General features: G+C 49.0%; 21 protein-coding genes. 11 read left to right on the top strand and 10 right to left on the bottom strand.

Going from position 1 to position 18,840, the window contains the following annotated elements; genetic code table 11:
* Nucleotides 1–187 precede the first annotated feature (187 nt).
* Complete coding sequence (msrA, locus tag IMY23_RS02225; RefSeq protein ID WP_192820532.1) at nt 188–865, top strand: peptide-methionine (S)-S-oxide reductase MsrA; 678 nt, start codon at nt 188–190, stop codon at nt 863–865.
* Between the two features lie 70 nt (nt 866–935).
* Here the strand turns inward: msrA and IMY23_RS02220 are convergent, their stop codons facing one another.
* The 9 genes from IMY23_RS02220 to IMY23_RS02180 form a co-directional block, all read right to left on the bottom strand.
* On the bottom strand, nt 936–1,244 hold the full coding sequence (locus tag IMY23_RS02220; RefSeq protein ID WP_225986383.1) for a peptide-methionine (R)-S-oxide reductase: 309 nt from the start codon (nt 1,242–1,244) through the stop codon (nt 936–938).
* Nucleotides 1,245–1,258: 14 nt separating this feature from the next.
* The gene (locus IMY23_RS02215; RefSeq protein WP_192820531.1) at nt 1,259–1,645 is read right to left on the bottom strand and encodes a methionine-R-sulfoxide reductase; all 387 of its coding nucleotides are present in this window, start codon (nt 1,643–1,645) and stop codon (nt 1,259–1,261) included.
* 172 nt (nt 1,646–1,817) lie between these two features.
* The gene (locus IMY23_RS02210; protein WP_192820530.1) at nt 1,818–3,584 is read right to left on the bottom strand and encodes a S41 family peptidase; all 1,767 of its coding nucleotides are present in this window, start codon (nt 3,582–3,584) and stop codon (nt 1,818–1,820) included.
* Between the two features lie 325 nt (nt 3,585–3,909).
* Nucleotides 3,910–4,263 (bottom strand): DUF6370 family protein, encoded by a 354-nt coding sequence (locus IMY23_RS02205; RefSeq protein WP_192820529.1) that lies wholly within the window; start codon nt 4,261–4,263, stop codon nt 3,910–3,912.
* A gap of 189 nt (nt 4,264–4,452) precedes the next feature.
* On the bottom strand, nt 4,453–4,662 hold the full coding sequence (locus IMY23_RS02200; protein ID WP_192820528.1) for an alkylphosphonate utilization protein: 210 nt from the start codon (nt 4,660–4,662) through the stop codon (nt 4,453–4,455).
* A 67-nt stretch (nt 4,663–4,729) separates the two neighbouring features.
* Complete coding sequence (locus IMY23_RS02195) at nt 4,730–5,089, bottom strand: DUF2200 domain-containing protein (protein ID WP_192820527.1); 360 nt, start codon at nt 5,087–5,089, stop codon at nt 4,730–4,732.
* Between the two features lie 177 nt (nt 5,090–5,266).
* Complete coding sequence (gene dnaB, locus IMY23_RS02190) at nt 5,267–6,841, bottom strand: replicative DNA helicase (protein WP_370589788.1); 1,575 nt, start codon at nt 6,839–6,841, stop codon at nt 5,267–5,269.
* A gap of 121 nt (nt 6,842–6,962) precedes the next feature.
* Nucleotides 6,963–7,580 (bottom strand): hypothetical protein, encoded by a 618-nt coding sequence (locus IMY23_RS02185; RefSeq protein WP_192820525.1) that lies wholly within the window; start codon nt 7,578–7,580, stop codon nt 6,963–6,965.
* Nucleotides 7,581–7,587: 7 nt separating this feature from the next.
* Nucleotides 7,588–7,941, bottom strand: coding sequence for a hypothetical protein (locus tag IMY23_RS02180; protein ID WP_192820524.1), 354 nt, complete (start codon nt 7,939–7,941; stop codon nt 7,588–7,590).
* Nucleotides 7,942–8,097: 156 nt separating this feature from the next.
* On the opposite strand from IMY23_RS02180, the gene IMY23_RS02175 reads away from it, so the two are divergent.
* From IMY23_RS02175 to IMY23_RS02165, 3 genes are all read left to right on the top strand, one after another.
* On the top strand, nt 8,098–8,610 hold the full coding sequence (locus IMY23_RS02175; protein WP_192820523.1) for a hypothetical protein: 513 nt from the start codon (nt 8,098–8,100) through the stop codon (nt 8,608–8,610).
* Nucleotides 8,611–8,828: 218 nt separating this feature from the next.
* Nucleotides 8,829–10,211, top strand: coding sequence for a UDP-N-acetylmuramate--L-alanine ligase (gene murC / locus IMY23_RS02170; RefSeq protein WP_192820522.1), 1,383 nt, complete (start codon nt 8,829–8,831; stop codon nt 10,209–10,211).
* A 79-nt stretch (nt 10,212–10,290) separates the two neighbouring features.
* Nucleotides 10,291–11,106 (top strand): 3'-5' exonuclease, encoded by an 816-nt coding sequence (locus IMY23_RS02165; RefSeq protein ID WP_192820521.1) that lies wholly within the window; start codon nt 10,291–10,293, stop codon nt 11,104–11,106.
* A gap of 213 nt (nt 11,107–11,319) precedes the next feature.
* Here the strand turns inward: IMY23_RS02165 and IMY23_RS02160 are convergent, their stop codons facing one another.
* Nucleotides 11,320–12,114: a M48 family metallopeptidase gene (locus IMY23_RS02160; protein ID WP_192820520.1), complete on the bottom strand. Its 795-nt coding sequence runs from the start codon at nt 12,112–12,114 to the stop codon at nt 11,320–11,322.
* A 245-nt stretch (nt 12,115–12,359) separates the two neighbouring features.
* Between IMY23_RS02160 and IMY23_RS02155 the strand changes: the two genes are divergently transcribed.
* From IMY23_RS02155 to IMY23_RS02125, 7 genes are all read left to right on the top strand, one after another.
* Nucleotides 12,360–12,608, top strand: coding sequence for a hypothetical protein (locus tag IMY23_RS02155; RefSeq protein ID WP_192820519.1), 249 nt, complete (start codon nt 12,360–12,362; stop codon nt 12,606–12,608).
* Nucleotides 12,609–12,688: 80 nt separating this feature from the next.
* On the top strand, nt 12,689–13,300 hold the full coding sequence (locus IMY23_RS02150; RefSeq protein ID WP_192820518.1) for a fumarylacetoacetate hydrolase family protein: 612 nt from the start codon (nt 12,689–12,691) through the stop codon (nt 13,298–13,300).
* Nucleotides 13,301–13,409: 109 nt separating this feature from the next.
* A complete protein-coding gene (locus IMY23_RS02145; RefSeq protein ID WP_370589785.1) occupies nt 13,410–15,191 on the top strand; it encodes a M23 family metallopeptidase in 1,782 nt (593 codons plus the stop codon).
* A gap of 28 nt (nt 15,192–15,219) precedes the next feature.
* Nucleotides 15,220–15,870 (top strand): hypothetical protein, encoded by a 651-nt coding sequence (locus IMY23_RS02140; protein ID WP_192820517.1) that lies wholly within the window; start codon nt 15,220–15,222, stop codon nt 15,868–15,870.
* Between the two features lie 89 nt (nt 15,871–15,959).
* Nucleotides 15,960–16,403, top strand: coding sequence for a thioredoxin-dependent thiol peroxidase (gene bcp / locus IMY23_RS02135; RefSeq protein ID WP_192820516.1), 444 nt, complete (start codon nt 15,960–15,962; stop codon nt 16,401–16,403).
* Nucleotides 16,404–16,534: 131 nt separating this feature from the next.
* Nucleotides 16,535–17,392 (top strand): transketolase, encoded by an 858-nt coding sequence (locus tag IMY23_RS02130; protein WP_192820515.1) that lies wholly within the window; start codon nt 16,535–16,537, stop codon nt 17,390–17,392.
* Between the two features lie 52 nt (nt 17,393–17,444).
* The gene (locus IMY23_RS02125; RefSeq protein ID WP_192820514.1) at nt 17,445–18,839 is read left to right on the top strand and encodes a VWA domain-containing protein; all 1,395 of its coding nucleotides are present in this window, start codon (nt 17,445–17,447) and stop codon (nt 18,837–18,839) included.
* The last annotated feature ends 1 nt before the right edge of the window (nt 18,840 follow it).

Here is an 18,840-nt window from a genome sequence, read left to right as displayed (position 1 = left end):
ATGTCCTGACCAAAGACTGGGCGGTTACCTATAAGCTGAGCAGCACCCGCCGTTTTTGTGCGTATTTCAGAAAACGAAGCCAAAAATAGAATACCAGTACTTTCTTCCAGTTTCTTCTATTGACGGGCAACTTATAATTCAATGAAACCATCCACTATTTGTGAGCGCGAAACCCATACAAGAACCCATGGACCTGACACTTGAGAACCTTCCCACTATTGACCTAGTAAAGCATTCACAACAGGAAACGGCCACCTTTTCTATGGGCTACTTCTGGACACCCGAAGCCATTTTCGGGGCCACGGAAGGGGTCATCAGGACGCGCGTGGGGTATGCCGGGGGACAATCATCAGATCCTACTTACCGGAATATGGGTGACCATATAGAAACGGTGCAACTTGACTTCAACCCAGAAATTATATCTTTCTCAAAACTGCTAAACATCTTCTTTCAACACCACACGCCCACCAAAGAACCCAGAAAACGCCAGTATGCGTCTGCCCTTTTCTACCATGCAGCAGCTCAACAGACGCAAATCAAGCAAGCCATAAAAGCTGCCGAAGAAAAATTTGATCAGCCTATCCTTACGGAAGTCCTTCCTTTACAAGGGTTCTACCTAGCCGAGGAGCGCCACCAGAAATGGAAACTACGCCGGGCCACCGCGGTATTACAGGAACTGCAGCGTATTTATCCAGACTTTGAGAAGTTCAACAAATCAACGGTCGTGGCCAGGGTAAATGGTTATTTGAGCGGCTTCGGGGATAAGGGTTTGGTGATGGAGGAAATAGGAAGCTTGGGCCTCTCCTCCCCGGTGCAGCAAATGCTGTTGGCGCATTACCTCACGCAAGAAAATCCACTTGTATAAAAAAATTCCTGTTTTGGGGCTCATTTCTGGAAATGAGCCCCAAAACAGGAATGGCAACCGGTTATGATTATTAAGGTTGAAACCGAATGGAGTCAGCGTTGATGCAGTACCTTACTAGGCTGGGCGTACGGTTATCTTCAAACAAATGACCTAGATGCTGACCGCAGGTTTGGCAGAGCACTTGAATTCTGTGCCGGTTATAAGTTTCCAGCGTTTGTTCCCGAACACGGTCTGGCAGAGGTACCCAAAAGCTAGGAAAACCGGTTTTAGAGTCAAATTTCTGACCTGCCGAAAACAAAGGATTTCTGCATTGACTGCATACATAAACCCCGGTTTCTATGGGCTGATTTTCCCAATCAATGGTTCGGTTCTCAAACAACAGGTTACCGCGTTTTAGGATTCGTTCTCTGCCGGCACAAAAGACATGGAGATGGAATTCACGCAGTGGCGGGTGTTCTTAGCCGTGAAGCGTTCGCCTTTGAAGACGTGCCCTAAATGACCGCCACAATTGGTGCAGATGATCTCGGTCCGGCTGCCGTCGGCGTCTGGTACCTGGGTTACCGCCCCCGGAATTTCGTCATCAAAGCTGGGCCAGCCGCAGTGCGCGTCAAATTTGTCCTCTGACCGGTAAAGCGGCGCGTTGCATTGGCGGCAGATGTAGGTGCCCGGCTCCTTCACCGTGTACAGCTTGCCGGTGAAGGGGCGCTCGGTGCCTTTGCGTAAGATCACATATTCCTCCTCGGGAGTGAGATCATTGTATTTTTTCTCGTCGTTTTCCATGGTAAAAATTGGGTGATGTGTTAGTTATTAAACTCTCATTTCTGGCTTGATGTTTTCAAGGGCCGCCAGGATTTCCGTTTTCGGGCTCATTTCTGAAAACGAGCCCGAAAACGGAACGTGTGCTGGGGTTGAAACGAAATCTCAAGAAAGAACACAGCGATAAAATGTCAAATTACTCTTTTTTGGCGGGGCCGTTGATCAGTTCCAGGGCTTTGGCCAATTGCTCGTCTTTCTTGCTGAGCACGCCTTTTACAGTAGGCACCACTTCTTCATCTACCCGGACGCCCACGCGCTGGGTCACCGAATTATTGGGGTAAAACACCGCATTGCCCGAAAGGCTCACCGTGTAATTGCCCGGCAGCACCAGTCGTTTCACGTCACCGTCGGCGCCGGCGGTTTGCAGGCCCACGGTGATGCTGCCCGGGAACAGGCGCTGCAGGCTCATGGTGTGCCATTCGCCTATGCTTTGCGTACGGCCGTCTACCAGAATAACCACCTTGCCGGTGTAAATGAAATCTTCAGGGGTAACTTCTTTGGGGTAATAAACTTCCGGCAAACTGAGCCAACGGTAGGTGCCCAACTGGAACGGGTTCAACTGGTAATAGCGCGCGAAGTAATGGTTTTCCTTCCCGAATTTCTTGAACACGTACAGAAACACAAAATCGCTGTGGTCGGGCTCGCCTCGCATGTCAAAGATGATGCCTTTCCCTTTCACGGCCTTGCTGAACACGGAGTCCATGAGCCGAAAATCTTCCTCTGAGGTCTGGTCCTTAATCATCCTGAAGGTATCATCAATCTTGAAATACGCGATGTCTTTGGCCGCATACACCACGCCGGTGGGCTTTTTGGTAGGCGCGGCTTGTTTTTTCTTGAAGTACGTGTCCACCAGTTTGGCCTTGGCAGGCTCAGTGGGATTCATGAGGCGCAGGGTGGTGTTGATTTTCTCCTCACCGCGCGTGAGCGTGACCGCCATTACCGCATCCTCAGACCGAAACAGCAGGTTATCGCCCCACTCGCCTACCCGCGCCCAGAGCGCCTGCTTGTTGCTCACCGACAGCACTTGCTCCAGCGCCTCTACCCAGGTCTGCACGGCCACGCTGTCCAGCATGTCTATCACGTCGCCGCGGCGAATGTTGGAACGCCGGCACAGGGCTTCGTCAATAAGGTTAGTGACAATGATTTTACGGTCTGCGATCTGGTAATCAAACGGTGGGAAATACGCGTTTTTGAACAGTTTATCCTTGTGCTGCAGCTGCCGGAAAAAGGAATACGCCTGCGTGTCTTGCAGGCGCGCGTTGAGGCCCAGCAAAAGGCGTTCATATTCCTGCCGGGTGTCACATTGCGCGAACAGCGGGATGGCCTGCGCCGCCACGGCATCCCAGTTTTCATCCATGAGATGCCGGTACGGGTACAGGTAATCTACAAACGCCTTGAACTTGGCCAGCGCCAACATTCTGAGTTCATAGGGCAGGTTCTCATTGGCGGGCGTGGCGTAGGGAGGTTCATTCGGCATGGTGCCGCCGTACGGATTGTTCCGGACATAGGTGTATTGGTGCTGTTCACCGGTGAAGCGCCGCTCAAAGATCTGATCCAGCAGTTTCCGGTTTTCTGAGGTGAGGAATTTGGCCTTGATGCGCCAGTGGTCGTCTACGTTTTTGAGCAGGAAAGCACCTTTGGGTTGGTCTTTCTGCGGGGCCACTTTCTCTGTGTTGGGCACGCCTATTTGATTGAGCAGGTCTTTAAAAACAGCGTTCACCTGCTTTTGCGTCTGGGCAGAATCTACCAGCGGCAACTGGGCCAGAAACAAAGAATCTGCGTTGAGCTGCCCCGTGGCCGATGCCGGATGGTAATATTTTAGAAAGCCCCAGATCTGGAAGAAATACAGCCGTTTCTCCGTCTCAAGGTTGCCCTGCGCCGCCGCTGGCTTAAGAAAAGTCAAAAGCAATAAGGTAAAAACCAGAAAAAACCTGAGAACAGACCGCACCAACAACAAAGGGAAATTTCTAAATAGGGAAAGCATCATACATATAAACCAACTCCTTCCCTTTTCATTGCCCTCAGTCTTTGCATTATCAAATGGGACAAGCCGGAAAACAACCTAAAAAGCAGAAAGAGTATTTGCCAGCTTGTACGCAAGAACCTATATAGTAAGTTATCTATTCTCTGCGGAAGAAAAAGGGAGAAATGCGTTTTCGGGCTCATTTCTGGAAATGAAGCCGAAAACGTCAGCAATTCCTTTGAAGAAGTCCAAAAGCTCAAACCCTTCAGTTCTTCTTTTTGGGCTCTTCAGGCAACAGCTGGAACGAGGTGGCTTTAAACCGATTATCTACCACGGAGCCTTGCACGGTGGCTTTCCGGATGGCGTTGCAGAAACCGTCTTTGGCATGGGAATCGCCGTGCTGGTCAATGTCTGAGCCGTCTACAAAGTAGGCTTTGCCGTCTATGCGTACGGCCAATTCGCAGCCCGGCTCCTTCAGCCCGAAGTTGCATTGGCCGCAAGACGCTTCCACTACCTTCGCTGGCGTGCTTTCTGTGGGTTTAGCGGTGGTGGTGGTTCCTTGCGCCGCTGCGGCCAAACCGCTAAGGCTCAGAAATATGGCGAATACAAGTGTTTTCATGCATCTCTCGTTTAGGCTTCTAAAGTAAGGAAATTTGTATTCCGCTGCGCATGATTTTCCTGTTAAATCAAACAAACGCCCTGCTGCTTTCTGCCAACCTAACAAATACCTGTTTTAACTTAAGTGAAAGGCACAAAAAAGCCCCACTCTAAGCGAGCAAGGCTTATTTTATTTTACTTAAAACGCAGATTACACTTTCTTCACGAAGCAGGTTTTGAGCACCATCATAGATTTCTCTACTTTGCCTTCAATCTCCTCAGCATCATCGGTGAGCCTGATTTTGCGCACCACCGTGCCGCGTTTTATCACCGACGAGGAGCCTTTTACTTTTAAATCTTTGATCACGCTTACTGAATCGCCGTCGGCTAACAAGGCGCCGTTGCTGTCTTTTACTTCCATGGGTTTTGGTCTTTTTCTGGGCGCAAAATACCGTTATTAAAGAAGAATTGAAAGAAGGGGCTGGTCCTTACTTCCGCAGGATTTTCTCCAATGCCTTTCCCTTCGACAGTTCATCTACCAGTTTGTCTAGGTACCTGATTTTTTTCATCAGGCCGTCTTCCATCTCCTCCACTCGGTAGCTGCAAATCACACCCGTGATTTTGGTGACATTGGGGTTGAGCTCAGGCGCCTTGCGGAAGAACGTCTCAAAATCTGTTTTGGCGTCTAAATGCTCCTGTATTTCAGGGGTAGTGTAGCCGGTCAGCCAACTAATAATGGAGTCCACTTCGGCTTTAGTACGCCCTTTTTTCTCGGCTTTGGCTACGTAATGCGGGTACACGCTCGCCACCGAAGTGGTGTAGATTCTATGGTTCTCTGGGTTTTTCATAGGCGCAGGCTAGTAAACAACTACATTCACCAGCAAGATAAAAATTAACCGTAGAGCTTTTTACCCACGCAAATTTTTTCTACCCGTTTTCGGCTTCATTTCCAGAAATAAGGCCGAAAACAGAAAGACCGCTCCTTTAGCAGGAAGCGGTCTTTGGTCATTTGTTCGTCTGAAATATTAAAACGGCGGAGCGTCATCAAAGCCCATGGAGGGCGGTAAGCCGCTGCCGCCTTCGTTCATCTTACTGCCCATTCTGATAGAGTTGGGGCTTCCGCCGGTAGATGGCCCGTCAAAGTCTGAGGTGGGGAAACCGCTGCCGCCGTCAAACGGACTGCCGCCGCCAAAACCATCCTCCAAATTCCCGAACTTGGTGTACTTGCCAATGAATTTAAGCGCCACGCTGCCCACTTCACCGTTTCTATGCTTGGCAATGATCACTTCGCCCACGCCCTGGGTGGGGTTGCCCATTTCGTCTTCGGTGATGCCATAATATTCCGGACGGTACAGGAAGATAACCATGTCAGCATCCTGCTCAATAGAGCCAGATTCACGTAAATCTGAGAGCATGGGTTTCTTGTCGCCACCGCGGGTTTCCACGGCCCGGCTTAACTGCGAGAGCGCAATCACCGGCACGCTCAACTCTTTGGCTAACTGCTTGAGAGCCCGCGAGATGGACGCAATTTCCTGCTCCCGGTTTCCGCCACCTTTGCCGTCTGTGTTGCCGCTCATCAACTGCAAGTAGTCAATGATGATCATCTGGATGTCATGCTGGGCCTTCAAACGCCGGCATTTGGTCCGCAATTCCCTGATACTCAGGCCAGGCGTATCATCAATAAAGATGGGTGCCTGGCTTAGCCTTGTGATTTTATGGTTTAGTTGGGTCCACTCGTAATCTGCCAGGTTACCTTTCTTGATTTTCTCAGAGTCCAGCTCGGCCTCCGCCGAAATCAATCGATTCACCAACTGAATAGACGACATCTCCAAGGAGAAAATGGCCACGCCCTTCCCGAAATCCACCGCCGCGTTCCGCATAGCAGAAACTACGAAGGCCGTCTTACCCATTGCGGGGCGCGCCGCCAGAATAATTAAGTCAGACTGTTGCCAGCCCGAGGTTACTCTATCCAATGCCGTGAAGCCACTTGGTACGCCGGTAAGGCCTTCTTTCTGGCTTTTCTTGGCTTCCAGTTCCTTGATGGCCTTGTGCATCAAAGACTGCATGTCGTCAAAGTTCTTCCGGATGTTGCTTTCGCTCACCTCAAACAACTTGGCCTCGGTGCTGTCCAGGAGTTCAAACACGTCGGTGGTGTCTTCATAGGCGCGCCCCAAAACCTCAGACGAAATGCTGATTAAATCGCGCTTGATGGCGGCTTCGGTGATGATACGGGCGTGAAACTCAATGTTGGCCGCCGAGTTGACGCGCGTAGTGAGCTGGGTTACGTAATAAGCGCCGCCCACAAATTCCAGTTCGCCCTGCTCGCGCAGTTCCTGCGTAACCGTAAGAATATCAATTGGTTCAGATTTATCAAACAAGGCCAGAATGGCCTTGAAAATGCGTTGGTGCGCGTCTTTGTAAAAACTTTGGGGTTTGAGAAGGTCAATCACTGCCGTTAAGGCGTCTTTCTCCAGCATGAGCGCCCCCAACACCGCCTCTTCCAACTCCAGCGCCTGCGGCGGAAGTTTGCCTAATCCTTGCGGTTGCGCCGTCTGTTTTGGGTTCCAGGTGGCCTTGCCCCGCGCTGCTTTCAGTTTCATGTCCTCCATGTTAGCAAATGTAAGAACACAAGCCCCAGAGGTAATCCACAACAAGCGCCAACCTTTCCACAATTTTCAGGTGAATGTGGGTTGAAGGTTTGGGAAGAGAATTCCTATTATGCTAAAACCTTTCTACTCTATATTTATCGTAGAGTAACCAAGTTTCCCCTTCCCACATTTCAAATCCAACATAACCGGTAGATTTGCTCCAGTAAAGTTTCTTAATTGCTCTGTGTTGGTAACTCAATTGACTAAAGTGACCGTCTAACATTTCTGGACCAATTTTACCTGTTAATTGAATAACATCATCAAACACAGAAAAAGGAGTTATAAAGGTCTTCTCTTTCAAAGTTTTCAATTCATATATCAATTCACTTTTCCCGTAGTATGTAGCATTATACGAACTGAAGCTGAAATCAATTTCACTCCATTCATCTGAACTTCCAGATTTAATATCCAAAATTTCCCTATGTATAAAGTCCCCGACCTTTGGCCTTCTGTATTTTCCTAGAACTTGGATATGTTCATTCGTATACTTTTCCATTCTAAGCGAACTAGCAAAATTTTTCCTAGAAACATTAACGATATGCAACGTATCTAACTCATTTTCAGATGATTTAAATATCAATACATCTCCTGTTTTATAGGGATTCCACTGTAAATCAGACTTTTCTAAGTAAACTTTTTGATTACAACTAATAGATAATACAGTCAGTAGAATTAAAAAAAAGAATCGCATATGCCCTCTACTCCTGCCCTTCCTCCTTCACCGGTTCATTCTCCGTATCCCAATCAGTGCGTTTGCGGCCTAACACTTGGGTAAAGGTAGTGTCCACAAAATAATAATATTCCCGAACACGGCCTTTGTTGCCGTAATTGAATTTGTGCGTGACGCGGTAGGCGGGTGTGTTCTTGTAGTCATACTTGGTGAAGCCTTTAAAACTGTTGGAGGCGTAGCTGGCCTCGTCCAGGTTTTTGGCGTTCCATTCCTGTATCAGATTGCGGGCCTTGTCTTCATTGCTGAAACTGCCGCTACAGCTGGCCAAAAACCACAAACCACTAAAAGCCGATAATAACCAGAGGTTCCTAAAATTCTTCATCTCAACTAAATAGTTAGCACTACACCAGAATGATTGCCGAAACCTTACATTTACATAGCAACCTCCACCATCAGCGAATGTATACCTAAGAAAACTATCTTCTCTGTAAATCCCTACTTGAATAGCATATTCTTTTAAATAAGACCTGAAAGATGCATGAGAAACGTAATCTTTTCCTGGGTATTTACTTTATTGGCAGTAAACGCCCTGGCACAAAACCAACCTGGCAATGATGCGGCAGACAATTCTTTCTCTGAAGCCAGCAACAGGCGGCTAGGGTTGGGAATAACCCTGGGAAGTGCCGGATTTTATGGCTCAGTGAACGTCAATTATTTTATTGAACCACAGCTTAACCTGGAACTAGGCGCCGGGCTTGGCTATTACGGTGGGGCGCGGTACCATTTCCTGAAAAAATCGTACTCCTTTTCTGAAGAGCGTTTACAACCGTATGTAGGCGTGCTCTATTCCCTTATTCCATATAAAAGCTTTTTAGCTGCCGAATGGAACGGTTTCTTTTTCCCGCTGGGTGTTCAATACACCTTGCCAAAGGGTATTGCTCTAAGCGCCGAGATTGGCTATAAAACAGGCTATGAAGGCGCTACCGCCATGACAGCTCGGGCAGGTTTTTGGCCCGGATTTAAAGTAGGTTATTATTTTAAATCACGGTGAGAACCCAAACTGCAGTAGTTAGTCTTTCCGTTTTCGGCCCCATTTCCAGAAATGAGCCCGAAAACGAAAAGCTTTTAAGCGGGTCCATTCCATTTCCAGAACGCCGACCTTGCAAGTAATCCACAAATAAGTGGGCATTTATCCACAAATAGGCGAAGTCCGTTAACGTCCAGCGTGTTTTAAATTTTGCTACATTTGCTCTCTTTGAAAAACAATACATGAGTACAGCGGCGTATCAACACATTCACATGATTGCCATTGGTGGCAGCATCATGCACAACCTGGCCTTGGCCCTGCACCGGAAAGGCCTTAAGGTCACTGGTTCAGACGATGAGATTTTTGAACCGGCCAAAGGCCGTCTGGCCAAAGACGGCCTGCTGCCCGAAGCTGAGGGTTGGTTCCCAGAAAAACTCCATTCAAAACCAGACGCGGTGATTGTGGGCATGCATGCCCGCCCAGACAACCCCGAGCTGCTTTACTCCCAGGAGCACAACATTCCCATTTTCTCTTTCCCCGAGTTTATCTACGAGCAGAGTAAGCATAAGCAGCGGATAGTGATTGCGGGCAGCCACGGCAAAACGTCCATCACCTCCATCATTCTGCACGTGCTTCAGTACCACAACCGCCTGTTTGACTTCGCCGTGGGCGCGCAACTGGAAGGGTTTGACTTAATGGTGAAACTCACTGAGGAAGCGCCTATCATCATTATTGAAGGCGATGAATACCTCTCCTCTCCTATTCAGCGTGTACCCAAGATCCACAAATACTACCACCACATTGGCGTAATCAGCGGCATCAGCTGGGACCACATCAACGTTTTCCCCACCGAGGAAAATTACCGCGAGCAGTTTAGAATCTTCGTGGACATGACACCCAAGGCAGGCACCTTGATTTATAACCAGGATGATGAGCAAGTGCAGGAAATCTGCGTGCCCAACAACGGCGACGTGAACTACATCGGCTACACCATTCACGAGCATAAAATCAAGAAAAGCGGCAAAACCGTGCTCAAAACCAAGAAAGACGATGTGGAGATTCAGGTCTTCGGGGAGCATAATTTGCGCAACATCTCGGCGGCCAAGGAAGTCTGCAAGCAGATAGGCATCAAAGGTCAGGCGTTCTATGAAGCCCTGGCCAGTTTTAAAGGTGCGGCCCGCAGATTAGAGAAAATCGGCGAAAACGAGCACACGCTGGTCTACAAAGACTTCGCGCACGCGCCTTCTAAACTCAAAGCCACTTCTGAGGCCTTTAAAAAGCAATATCCCCAGCGCAAGTTAATTGCCTGCCTGGAACTGCACACGTTTAGCAGCCTTAACAAAGATTTTCTTCCACAGTACAAAGACACGTTTTTAGCGCCAGACGTGAAGATTGTGTACTTCAACCCCAAAACGCTGGAGCACAAGCGCATGCCCCCACTGGACCCAGCAGACCTGAAAGCCGCTTTTGGGGATGATTCCATTCAGGTTTACACTGACAACCAGGCCTTGCAGGAATTTTTGCTGAGCCAGGACTGGAAAGACAAAAACCTGCTGATGATGACCTCCGGAACCTTCGGGCAACTGAACCTGCAGGAATTGGCAGAAAAAATAACAGCTTCCTAAAAAGTCACGCATTTCGTCCAACTTTGAAGGAGACGGAAATTCAACTAAAGACATCAACCAGGTCAATAAAAGAACGCCTATGAAACTACATTTACGCAAGCCTATCGTCTTTTTTGACCTGGAAACCACCGGCGTGGACATCTGCAAAGATCGCATTGTGGAAATCAGCATGTTGAAAGTAATGCCCTCTGGCGAAGAGATTCTCAAGACCCGCCGCATCAATCCCACCGTGCCCATTCCCATTGAGAGCAGTATGATCCACAAAATCTATGACGATGACGTGGCCGATTGCCCCACCTTCGCGCAACTGGCCCGCTCGCTGGATGATTTCCTGAAAGGCTGCGATTTGGGTGGTTTCAACCTGATTAAATTCGACATTCCGTTACTGGCCGAGGAATTCCTGCGCGCCGACATTGACTGGGACATTGAGAACCGTGCCATTGTAGATGTGTGCCGCATCTTCCACCAGATGGAGCAGCGCACGCTCTCGGCGGCCTACAAATTCTACTGCGACAAAACCTTGGAGAACGCGCACTCCGCCGAAGCCGACACCATTGCCACCTATGAAATCCTAAAAAGCCAGGTAGCGGTGTATGAAGGAGTGCCTCTGCCTGGGGCTGAAAACACCGCAGATTTCCCGGTGAAGAATGACATGCAGGCCCTGCACAAATTCACGTTCCAGAAAACCGTGGACCTCTGTGGCCGCATAGTCTACAACGCCAACGGGGAGGAAGTCTTCAATTTTGGCAAGCACAAGAATGTGTCTGTGGTAGAAGTTTTGCGCCGCGAGCCCAGCTATTATGACTGGATGATGAAAGGTGACTTCCCACTTTATACCAAGAAAGTTCTGACCCGCATTAAACTGCGTGGGGCACTGCGACAGACGGCGTTGTAAATATTTTTTGATTCCCGTTTTTGGCTTCATTTCCAGAAATGAGCCCGAAAACAGAGAAGCCTCTTTCATTTGAAAGAGGCTTCTCTGTTTTACAATAGTCTTGCTAAATGATACCCATTACTTGATACCAACCAGCTACTTCGCTTTATCTGCCTTCAAAAGCAAGGCCATAAGCACCGCGCTGAAAATCAACCATTTCGTCTTCATAACAGATTAACGGCCGGTGTAGTATTTCTTAGCTTCGGGCATGTGTTTCTGGATGTCGGCGATGCGGGTTTCGTTGCTGGGGTGTGTGCTCAGGATTTCTGGGGCAGATTGTCCGCCGCTGCTGGCGGCCATGCGCTGCCAGAAGGTGATAGCAGTCTCTGGGTTGTAACCGGCCATAGCCATGAAGATCAACCCTAAACGGTCAGCTTCTGATTCTTGGGTACGCCCGAATTTCATCATGCCCACACCTGCGCCAATGCCATAAGCAGTGTTCAGAATCTGGGCCGAGGCCCCGCCGCCTAATCCGCCCAAAGTGGCGCCAATGCCTTCTGCCGCCATTTGCTGGCTAATGCGTTCGTTGGAGTGTTTGGCGATGACGTGGGCAATTTCGTGACCCATGACTACGGCCAGGCCGGCTTCGTTTTGGGTAACAGGGAGAAGACCGGTGTACACTGCGGTTTTGCCGCCGGCCATGGCGAAGGCGTTTTGCTGGCTGGCGTCTTCAATCAGGTTAAACTCCCATTGATAGCCTTCCAGCTGCGCCGAGGCTCCTTGCTGGCGCATGAAACTTTCCACGGCAGCCTGAATCTTACGGCCCACGTTTTTCACCATGTTGGTCTGCTGCGCGTTGCTAGACAGTTTGCTCTGCTTCATAAGGTCACTGTAGGCCTGAATGGACATTTGGGTCACCTCAGCGTCACTTACCAGCGACACCTGGCGGCGGCCGGTGATGGGCACCGTGGAGCAGCCCAGCGTCACGAGCAAAACAAAGGAAAGAAGGGCATTTCTTAAGGTCGTCATTTTTCTTGTTGGTTTAATGGAACAAATACCGGTGCGGTATTGGCTGAAAGCGCTTGCTTCAAGTTTTCCCCTATACGGAAGAACCCGCGCAAAGTGTTGGCCAAACCCTACCGGCGCACAAATCTATTTTTTCCTATATACAATTCCATGCCAAATTTTAAAGTATCCAAAGCAACAAAGCTTTTCAGATTGAGCTGGTGTTTCTATTATAGATATAAATGAATATGGTTCAGCCTTTTACAATCATGCACTTTCCTGCTTTGGCAATTCCAGATGCACTTCGTTTATTTTTCATCCTGAAAGGAACTTGCAGGCAAGCCAGGCAGGCTTTCCTAAACAGTAAACAATGTCTTTCCGAGAAATCAAAGGCGGGCTGGAACGCTTCAATCAAATATTTCGATGGGCACCAAGTTAACCAAAGACTTAACATTCCCGTTTTTGGCTTCATTTCTGGAAATGAAGCCAAAAACGGAAAAGCTTACTCCTCTTTCTAATACCAAGCCCCCAGTAACTTCTGGGTAAAAACAGGCGGTCTATTCAAAATGCCTTATCTTTGGAAACAAAAAGCCGCGCCATGAAAATACTAGCCATAGGAAGAAACTACGCCGAGCACATTGCCGAACTCCAGAACGAGGTACCCGATGAACCGGTCATTTTCTTTAAGCCAGACACCGCCGTGTTGCGCAACAATGAACCCTTTTACTTCCCAGACTACAGCACCGACATTCATTATGAAGTAGAACTGGTCATGCGCATCAGCAAGGAAGGCAAGAGCATTCAGCCTAAGTTTGCGGCCAGTTATTTTGATGGCATTGGCGTGGGCATAGACTTTACGGCGCGGGACCTGCAGACCAAAGCCAAAACCAAAGGCTTGCCCTGGACCCTGGCAAAAGGTTTCAACGGCTCCGCTCCTATCTCAGATTTCCTGCCGGTGACAGATTTTACGGCCTTTGACAACATCAACTTCGGGCTGAAGGTGAACGGGGAATTAAAGCAGCAGGGCAACTCCGGTATGATGATTCATGACTTTGCGGCCATTCTCGCGTATATGTCGCGGTTTATCACCCTTAAAAAAGGCGACCTTATTTTCACCGGCACGCCCGCCGGTGTAGGGCCCGTTAAAATAGGTGATAGACTTGAGGCGTTTGTTGAAGATAAAACCCTGTTGAATTTTGAAGTTAAATAGATTCCGTTTCCTCTTGATTGCGCTTACCCTGGGCCTTTGCTTTAATGCTTCGGCCCAAACGGCCCCACCTTTCACGGCTAACCCGTTTTTGTTTCCTATAAAACCGGGCGTGCAAAATTTCCTATCGGGGAGCATGGGCGAAATCAGGCCCAACCACTTCCACGGCGGCATTGACATCAAAACTGACATGCGGATTGGCTTGCCCGTGTACGCGGCCGCTGATGGCTATATTTCAAAAGTCAGGATTTCAAGCTACGGCTACGGCTGGCAGATATTTGTGACGCACCCCGGCGGTTTGGTAACCACGTACGCCCACTTGAGCGCGTTTGCCCCAACCCTAGCGCAGTATATGTTGCAGCAGCAGTACCAGAAAAAGTCCTTTGACATAGAAGTGAACCCTGAACCAGACCAGTTCCCGGTGAAGAAAGGCGACGTGATGGCCTTCTCCGGTAACACGGGCGGATCTGGCGGACCCCATCTGCACTTTGAGGTAAGAGATTCTAACAATAATCTGCTTAACCCCTTGCGCTACGGCTTCTCTGAAATTGTAGACCAGGTTCCGCCTACCGTGTACAATTTCGCGCTGAACCCCATGGGCATTGACGGACGGGTACAAGGTGAATTCTCGCGCAAGGAATTCACACCTACTAAAGTGGGCACAAATTACACCTACAAAGACACGCTCACGGCCGCCGGTTTGCTGGGTCTGGAAGTGCAGGCCATTGACCAATATTCCGGAGCAAATAACTCCAACGGCGTGCAGGCCATGGAACTCAAAATTAACGGCGAGACCGTTTATAGACATAACATAGACAATGTGCCTTTTGAAAAATCGAGGCAAGTATCGGCGCACATCAATTACCCGGTCTTAAAGTTGAACAACCGAGCTTTCCAGCGGTTGTATGTAGCTGATGGTAATACGCTTCCTATTTATGAAATTGACAATAACCGCGGAAGATTCAGAGTTGAAGAAGGCAAATTCTATGACGTGACCGTAGATTTGCAGGATTCTTACAGAAACGTGACGCAATTAAAATTTGTGCTGCGCGGCACCGGCACGGCTTACCAGGCTTTGGCCACCACTAAAATCACGGCTCCAAAAATCAGCCATGAAGTGATGGAGAGCATCTTGAAAATCACGGTGGCCGACACGGCTACAGCTCCCCGTAACCTGGATTTGTACATCGGGAATTTCAAGTACGCCGTGATTCCATCTTATACCACGGCGGCCGGTTCTGTGTACCTGTACAACATGATTGGCGGGGTACCAGATTCAGCAGAGGTGGGCTATACCAAAACGCGTTTCCCCTTTAACCACGTGGTTCCGCCGGGCACCGAGTTCTTGTACTCCAACCGTTTTATGGACATCACCTTCGCGGAAAAATCTTTGTATGACACGCTGTATTTACAGACCAGCCATGACGCCCAGGATGTGTTCAGCATCAACAATCCGTTGACCACACTGTACCAAGGCGCTAAAGTCACCATCAGGCCTAGGCAGCTTCCGGCAGACAAAACTAAAGCGGCGGTCTACAATCTGGGTTGGGGAAAATCGCGCGGTTTTCTGGGCGGCACCTGGAACGGCGATGCCATTACCTTTAACGTACGGGATTTAGGCAAATTCAAAGTCTTGAGTGACACCGTGGCGCCCACTATGCGCTTGGTGAAGAAATCTCCATCAGAAATCAGCTTCAAGATTGCCGATAATTTGTCGGGCATCGCGTCTTGGTCTTGTGAGGTGAATGGCCAATGGCTGCTCCTGAAATGGGAACACAAATCCTCAACCTTAACTTCTGAGCGGTTGGATAAAACGGTTCCGTTGAGCGGGAATGTGGTGTTGAAAGTGAAGGATTACATGGGGAATGAAGGGGTGTTTACCACTAAGATTTAGTTTTTAGTTGGGCTTAAGGGCATCAAATATGAAAAAGGCAATTCTGGTTTTGAGTCTAACATTCTGCCTTTTCAGTTGCAACAAAGCATCACCTGAGAATGAAACCCATAAATCTGATGTTAAAGATCAACCTGCAGAAGCAACTAATGAAAGGCCTGGTCTGAATCATTTTATCTCTGATAGCTCTAATTACAACCAAGTTTTCCTTAAAGAACTTGCTGATTACAATGAGCCTTATAAACTTATTGACAATTTCATTCAAATTGGAAGTGATTCCATTTACTTTCCTGAAGATCTCCCATTAAAACAAGCAACAATTTTTAGAGGGAGGAAGGACGATCAAGATTTTCGCTTAACTATCACACGAGTAAACCTGACAGATATAATGTATAGTTTTGAACTAAAGAAAAACGGTTCAAAAATACATTCTGAGTCTGGCAAAGCTATTCTTGGCCCTATGTTCTTTTTAGCTTCTGAGAATGACGTGGATACTGAAACAGGAGACGGTTATGGAAGTAGTGAGTATTGGGATAACTCTAAAGCTTGTGGCCTCGCGATAAGAATTGGAATGGAGCAAGACGACAATGGCAGACAAAGAGCAGTAATAACTTACGGATGTCCTAAAAGTAAGAACCCAAAATTAGATTTAGAGGAGTGTCCCACTCTTAGGGCAAATTAGAAACTTTCGTTTTCTGCTTCATTTCCAGAAACGAGCCCAAAAACGGAAATTCTTTCCCACTAATCACTATCAATCATCAACAAAACCAAATGGAAATAGGACAAACCGCCCCAGATTTTGAGGTGAAGGACCAAGACGGTAACTTGGTAAAACTGAGCAATTACCGAGGCAAGAAAGTGGTGCTGTACTTCTACCCCAAAGATGACACACCCGGCTGCACCGCCCAAGCTTGCGACCTACGCGACAACCATGAACGGCTTCTGGCGCAGGGCTACGTGGTATTGGGTGTGAGCGTAGACAGTGAGAAATCACACAAGAAGTTCATAGAGAAGTTCAACCTACCCTTCCCGCTGCTGGCCGACACGGAGCACGAGATTGTGGAGAAATACGGCGTGTGGCAGGAGAAAAGCATGTACGGCCGCAAATACATGGGCACCATGCGCTACACCTTTATCATCGATGAACAAGGCGTGATTGAGGACATCATCACCAAAGTAGACACCAAAAACCACACGGCGCAGCTTCTCAAATAAAGCCGGAAAGTTCAGACCAAAAGACTAGGCAAATCCCGTTTTCGGACTACTTTTGTCAAACGGAGCCAAAACCAGGAATTCTGGTCTTCGCCTGTTTACCAATCTAATCGTCAACACTTCAAAAAGATAGAATGAACCCTTTCAACTACAACGCTGAGCAATTGCTGGATGTGGCGCACCAGGTCCGGAGAGACATTGTGCGCATGGTACACGCCGTGAACTCCGGTCATCCCGGCGGCTCACTGGGCTGCGCTGAATTTCTGGTGTCTCTGTACTTCAAGCAGATGACCCACAACCCCAAATTCAACATGGACGGCATTGGCGAAGACTTGTTTTTCCTTTCCAACGGCCACATTTCGCCAGTTTGGTACAGTGTGTTGGCGCGCGCGGGTTATTTTGAGGTGAAAGAACTGGCCACGTTTAGAAAGTTGAATTCACGGTTACAAGGTCACCCTGCCACGGAGGAAAACTTGCCGGGCATTAGAATCGCTTCTGGTTCTTTGGGTCAGGGTCCGTCGGTAGCCATTGGTGCAGCGCAGGTGAAAAAGTTGAACAACGATGATAAACTGGTCTACGTGCTCACCGGCGACGGCGAGTTGGAGGAAGGCCAGGTGTGGGAAGCCGCCATGTACGCCGCCCACCACAAAGTAGACAACTTCATCTGGACCGTAGATTACAACGGCCAGCAGATAGACGGCCCCGTAGATGCCGTGATGAGCCTAGGCAACCTGCGCGCTAAGTTTGAAGCCTTCGGGTGGAAAGTGCTGCACTGCGAAAACGGAAACGATTTTGCCCAATTACTTCCGGTTTTAGATGAAGCAAAAGCTTTGACCGGTCAAGGCCAGCCTATCTGTATTTTGATGAACACCCAAATGGGCTACGGTGTGGACTTCATGATGGGCTCGCACAAATGGCACGGCGTGGCACCGAATGACGCGCAGTTGCAGGAAGCTTTGCTTCAGCTGAAAGAAACCCTCAACGATTATTAATTTGTAAGGAAGGCGGTCACACAACGGCTGCCTTCTCTTTTTCCTTTCAAGTATGACTCTGGCGCGTGTGGCGGTTCGGTGGCTTTTGGTGTTCCTGCTTCTGGCAGGCGCAGCCGTGTCTACCCAAGCCCAAAACAAACCCACTGCCCCCAAGAAAACCCGGTTGTTGTTCTTGCTAGATGCCTCGGGCAGCATGTTTGCCAAGTGGGAAGAAAGCGACCGCTGGCAAGTGGCCAAGAACATGCTGGCGCGCATGGCAGATTCGCTAAACACGTACCAGAACCTGGAAGTAGGCTTGCGTGTGTACGGCCACCAATCTACCGTGGCGCAGAAGAATTGCAAAGACACCAAGCTGGAAGTTCCTTTTGCGGCCAAAAACGCGGCCAACATCAGAAAAAAGCTGCAGCAGATTACGCCCAAAGGCAATACGCCCCTCACCTACTCGCTGGAACAGTCGGGCAATGATTTCCCAGATGACCCCAACAGCCGGAACGTCATCATCATCATCACAGACGGCGTGGAAAGCTGCGGCGGCGACCCCTGCGCTACTTCTTTGGCACTTCAGAAGAAACGCGTTTTCCTGAAACCGTTCATTATTGGTTTAGGCGATGACCCCGGTTACGCCCAACAGTTCGGGTGCATGGGGCAATATTACAACGCGTCAGATGTCAAGACCTTTCAGCAGGTGATGGACAATGTGATTAAAATCGCGCTGAAGAAAACCACCGTTTCGGTGGAGTTAACGGATGACGCCGGGAAGTCTGTGGAGACCAACGTGAACATGACTTTCCTGAACAATGTGACCGGTGCGCCTGAATACAACTTTGTGCATTACCTTGACAAAGCCGGCAAACCCGACATGTTGGACATAGACGCGCTGCTGAGTTATGATTTGGTGGTGCACACCACCCCGGCCGTGGAACTCAAAAACCTGAACCTCAAACCGGGGCAGCACAACACCATTAAAGTAAAAGCACCGCAGGGCTCGCTGTACCTTCGGCAAGACGCGCCTACGTCTTATGGGTCCATGATGGCTTTAGTAAAGGAGAAAGGCAGCCCACATTTGTTGCAGCAGCAGCGGTTCCCAAGCCAGGTAAAATATCTGGCGGGCACCTATGAGGTAGAGTTGCTCACCATGCCGCGCATCAGGCAAACCGTGACCATTAAGCAAGGTCAGGCCACTACTATTACCTTCGCGCCGCCGGGCATTTTAAACGTGACCCAGGACCTTCAGGGCTACGGTTCTTTGTACCTGTTAGAAGCAGACGGCAGCCAGCGTTGGCTCCACACCTTGCCCGAGGGCAGTAGCAAAATAAGTTTACCTTTGCAGCCGGGCCGCTACCGTTTGGTGTTCAGAATGAAGACCGCCAGCAGCAGCAAATTCACCGACGTAAAGGACTTTACCATAAAATCAAATTTGACCACCATCGTTAAACTTTTCAACTAAG

Origin of the sequence: Rufibacter sp. LB8 (assembly GCF_014876185.1) — a bacterium.
GTDB lineage: Bacteria > Bacteroidota > Bacteroidia > Cytophagales > Hymenobacteraceae > Nibribacter.
The sequence above is the reverse complement of the archived record's forward strand: the minus strand, read 5'-3'. Positions and strand labels throughout refer to the sequence as shown.

Excerpts from the sequence above, each read along its gene's own strand:
- IMY23_RS02215 (WP_192820531.1), bottom strand. The coding sequence starts at position 1,645 with ATGGAAAACGACGAGAAAAAATACAATGATCTCACTCCCGAGGAGGAA.
- IMY23_RS02155 (WP_192820519.1), top strand. The coding sequence starts at position 12,360 with ATGCACTTTCCTGCTTTGGCAATTCCAGATGCACTTCGTTTATTTTTC.
- IMY23_RS02130 (WP_192820515.1), top strand. The coding sequence starts at position 16,535 with ATGAACCCTTTCAACTACAACGCTGAGCAATTGCTGGATGTGGCGCAC.
- IMY23_RS02175 (WP_192820523.1), top strand. The coding sequence starts at position 8,098 with ATGAGAAACGTAATCTTTTCCTGGGTATTTACTTTATTGGCAGTAAAC.
- murC (WP_192820522.1), top strand. The coding sequence starts at position 8,829 with ATGAGTACAGCGGCGTATCAACACATTCACATGATTGCCATTGGTGGC.
- IMY23_RS02195 (WP_192820527.1), bottom strand. The coding sequence starts at position 5,089 with ATGAAAAACCCAGAGAACCATAGAATCTACACCACTTCGGTGGCGAGC.
- IMY23_RS02160 (WP_192820520.1), bottom strand. The coding sequence starts at position 12,114 with ATGACGACCTTAAGAAATGCCCTTCTTTCCTTTGTTTTGCTCGTGACG.
- IMY23_RS02205 (WP_192820529.1), bottom strand. The coding sequence starts at position 4,263 with ATGAAAACACTTGTATTCGCCATATTTCTGAGCCTTAGCGGTTTGGCC.
- dnaB (WP_370589788.1), bottom strand. The coding sequence starts at position 6,841 with ATGAAACTGAAAGCAGCGCGGGGCAAGGCCACCTGGAACCCAAAACAG.
- IMY23_RS02185 (WP_192820525.1), bottom strand. The coding sequence starts at position 7,580 with ATGCGATTCTTTTTTTTAATTCTACTGACTGTATTATCTATTAGTTGT.
- IMY23_RS02150 (WP_192820518.1), top strand. The coding sequence starts at position 12,689 with ATGAAAATACTAGCCATAGGAAGAAACTACGCCGAGCACATTGCCGAA.
- IMY23_RS02180 (WP_192820524.1), bottom strand. The coding sequence starts at position 7,941 with ATGAAGAATTTTAGGAACCTCTGGTTATTATCGGCTTTTAGTGGTTTG.
- bcp (WP_192820516.1), top strand. The coding sequence starts at position 15,960 with ATGGAAATAGGACAAACCGCCCCAGATTTTGAGGTGAAGGACCAAGAC.
- IMY23_RS02200 (WP_192820528.1), bottom strand. The coding sequence starts at position 4,662 with ATGGAAGTAAAAGACAGCAACGGCGCCTTGTTAGCCGACGGCGATTCA.
- IMY23_RS02165 (WP_192820521.1), top strand. The coding sequence starts at position 10,291 with ATGAAACTACATTTACGCAAGCCTATCGTCTTTTTTGACCTGGAAACC.
- IMY23_RS02140 (WP_192820517.1), top strand. The coding sequence starts at position 15,220 with ATGAAAAAGGCAATTCTGGTTTTGAGTCTAACATTCTGCCTTTTCAGT.
- IMY23_RS02125 (WP_192820514.1), top strand. The coding sequence starts at position 17,445 with ATGACTCTGGCGCGTGTGGCGGTTCGGTGGCTTTTGGTGTTCCTGCTT.
- msrA (WP_192820532.1), top strand. The coding sequence starts at position 188 with ATGGACCTGACACTTGAGAACCTTCCCACTATTGACCTAGTAAAGCAT.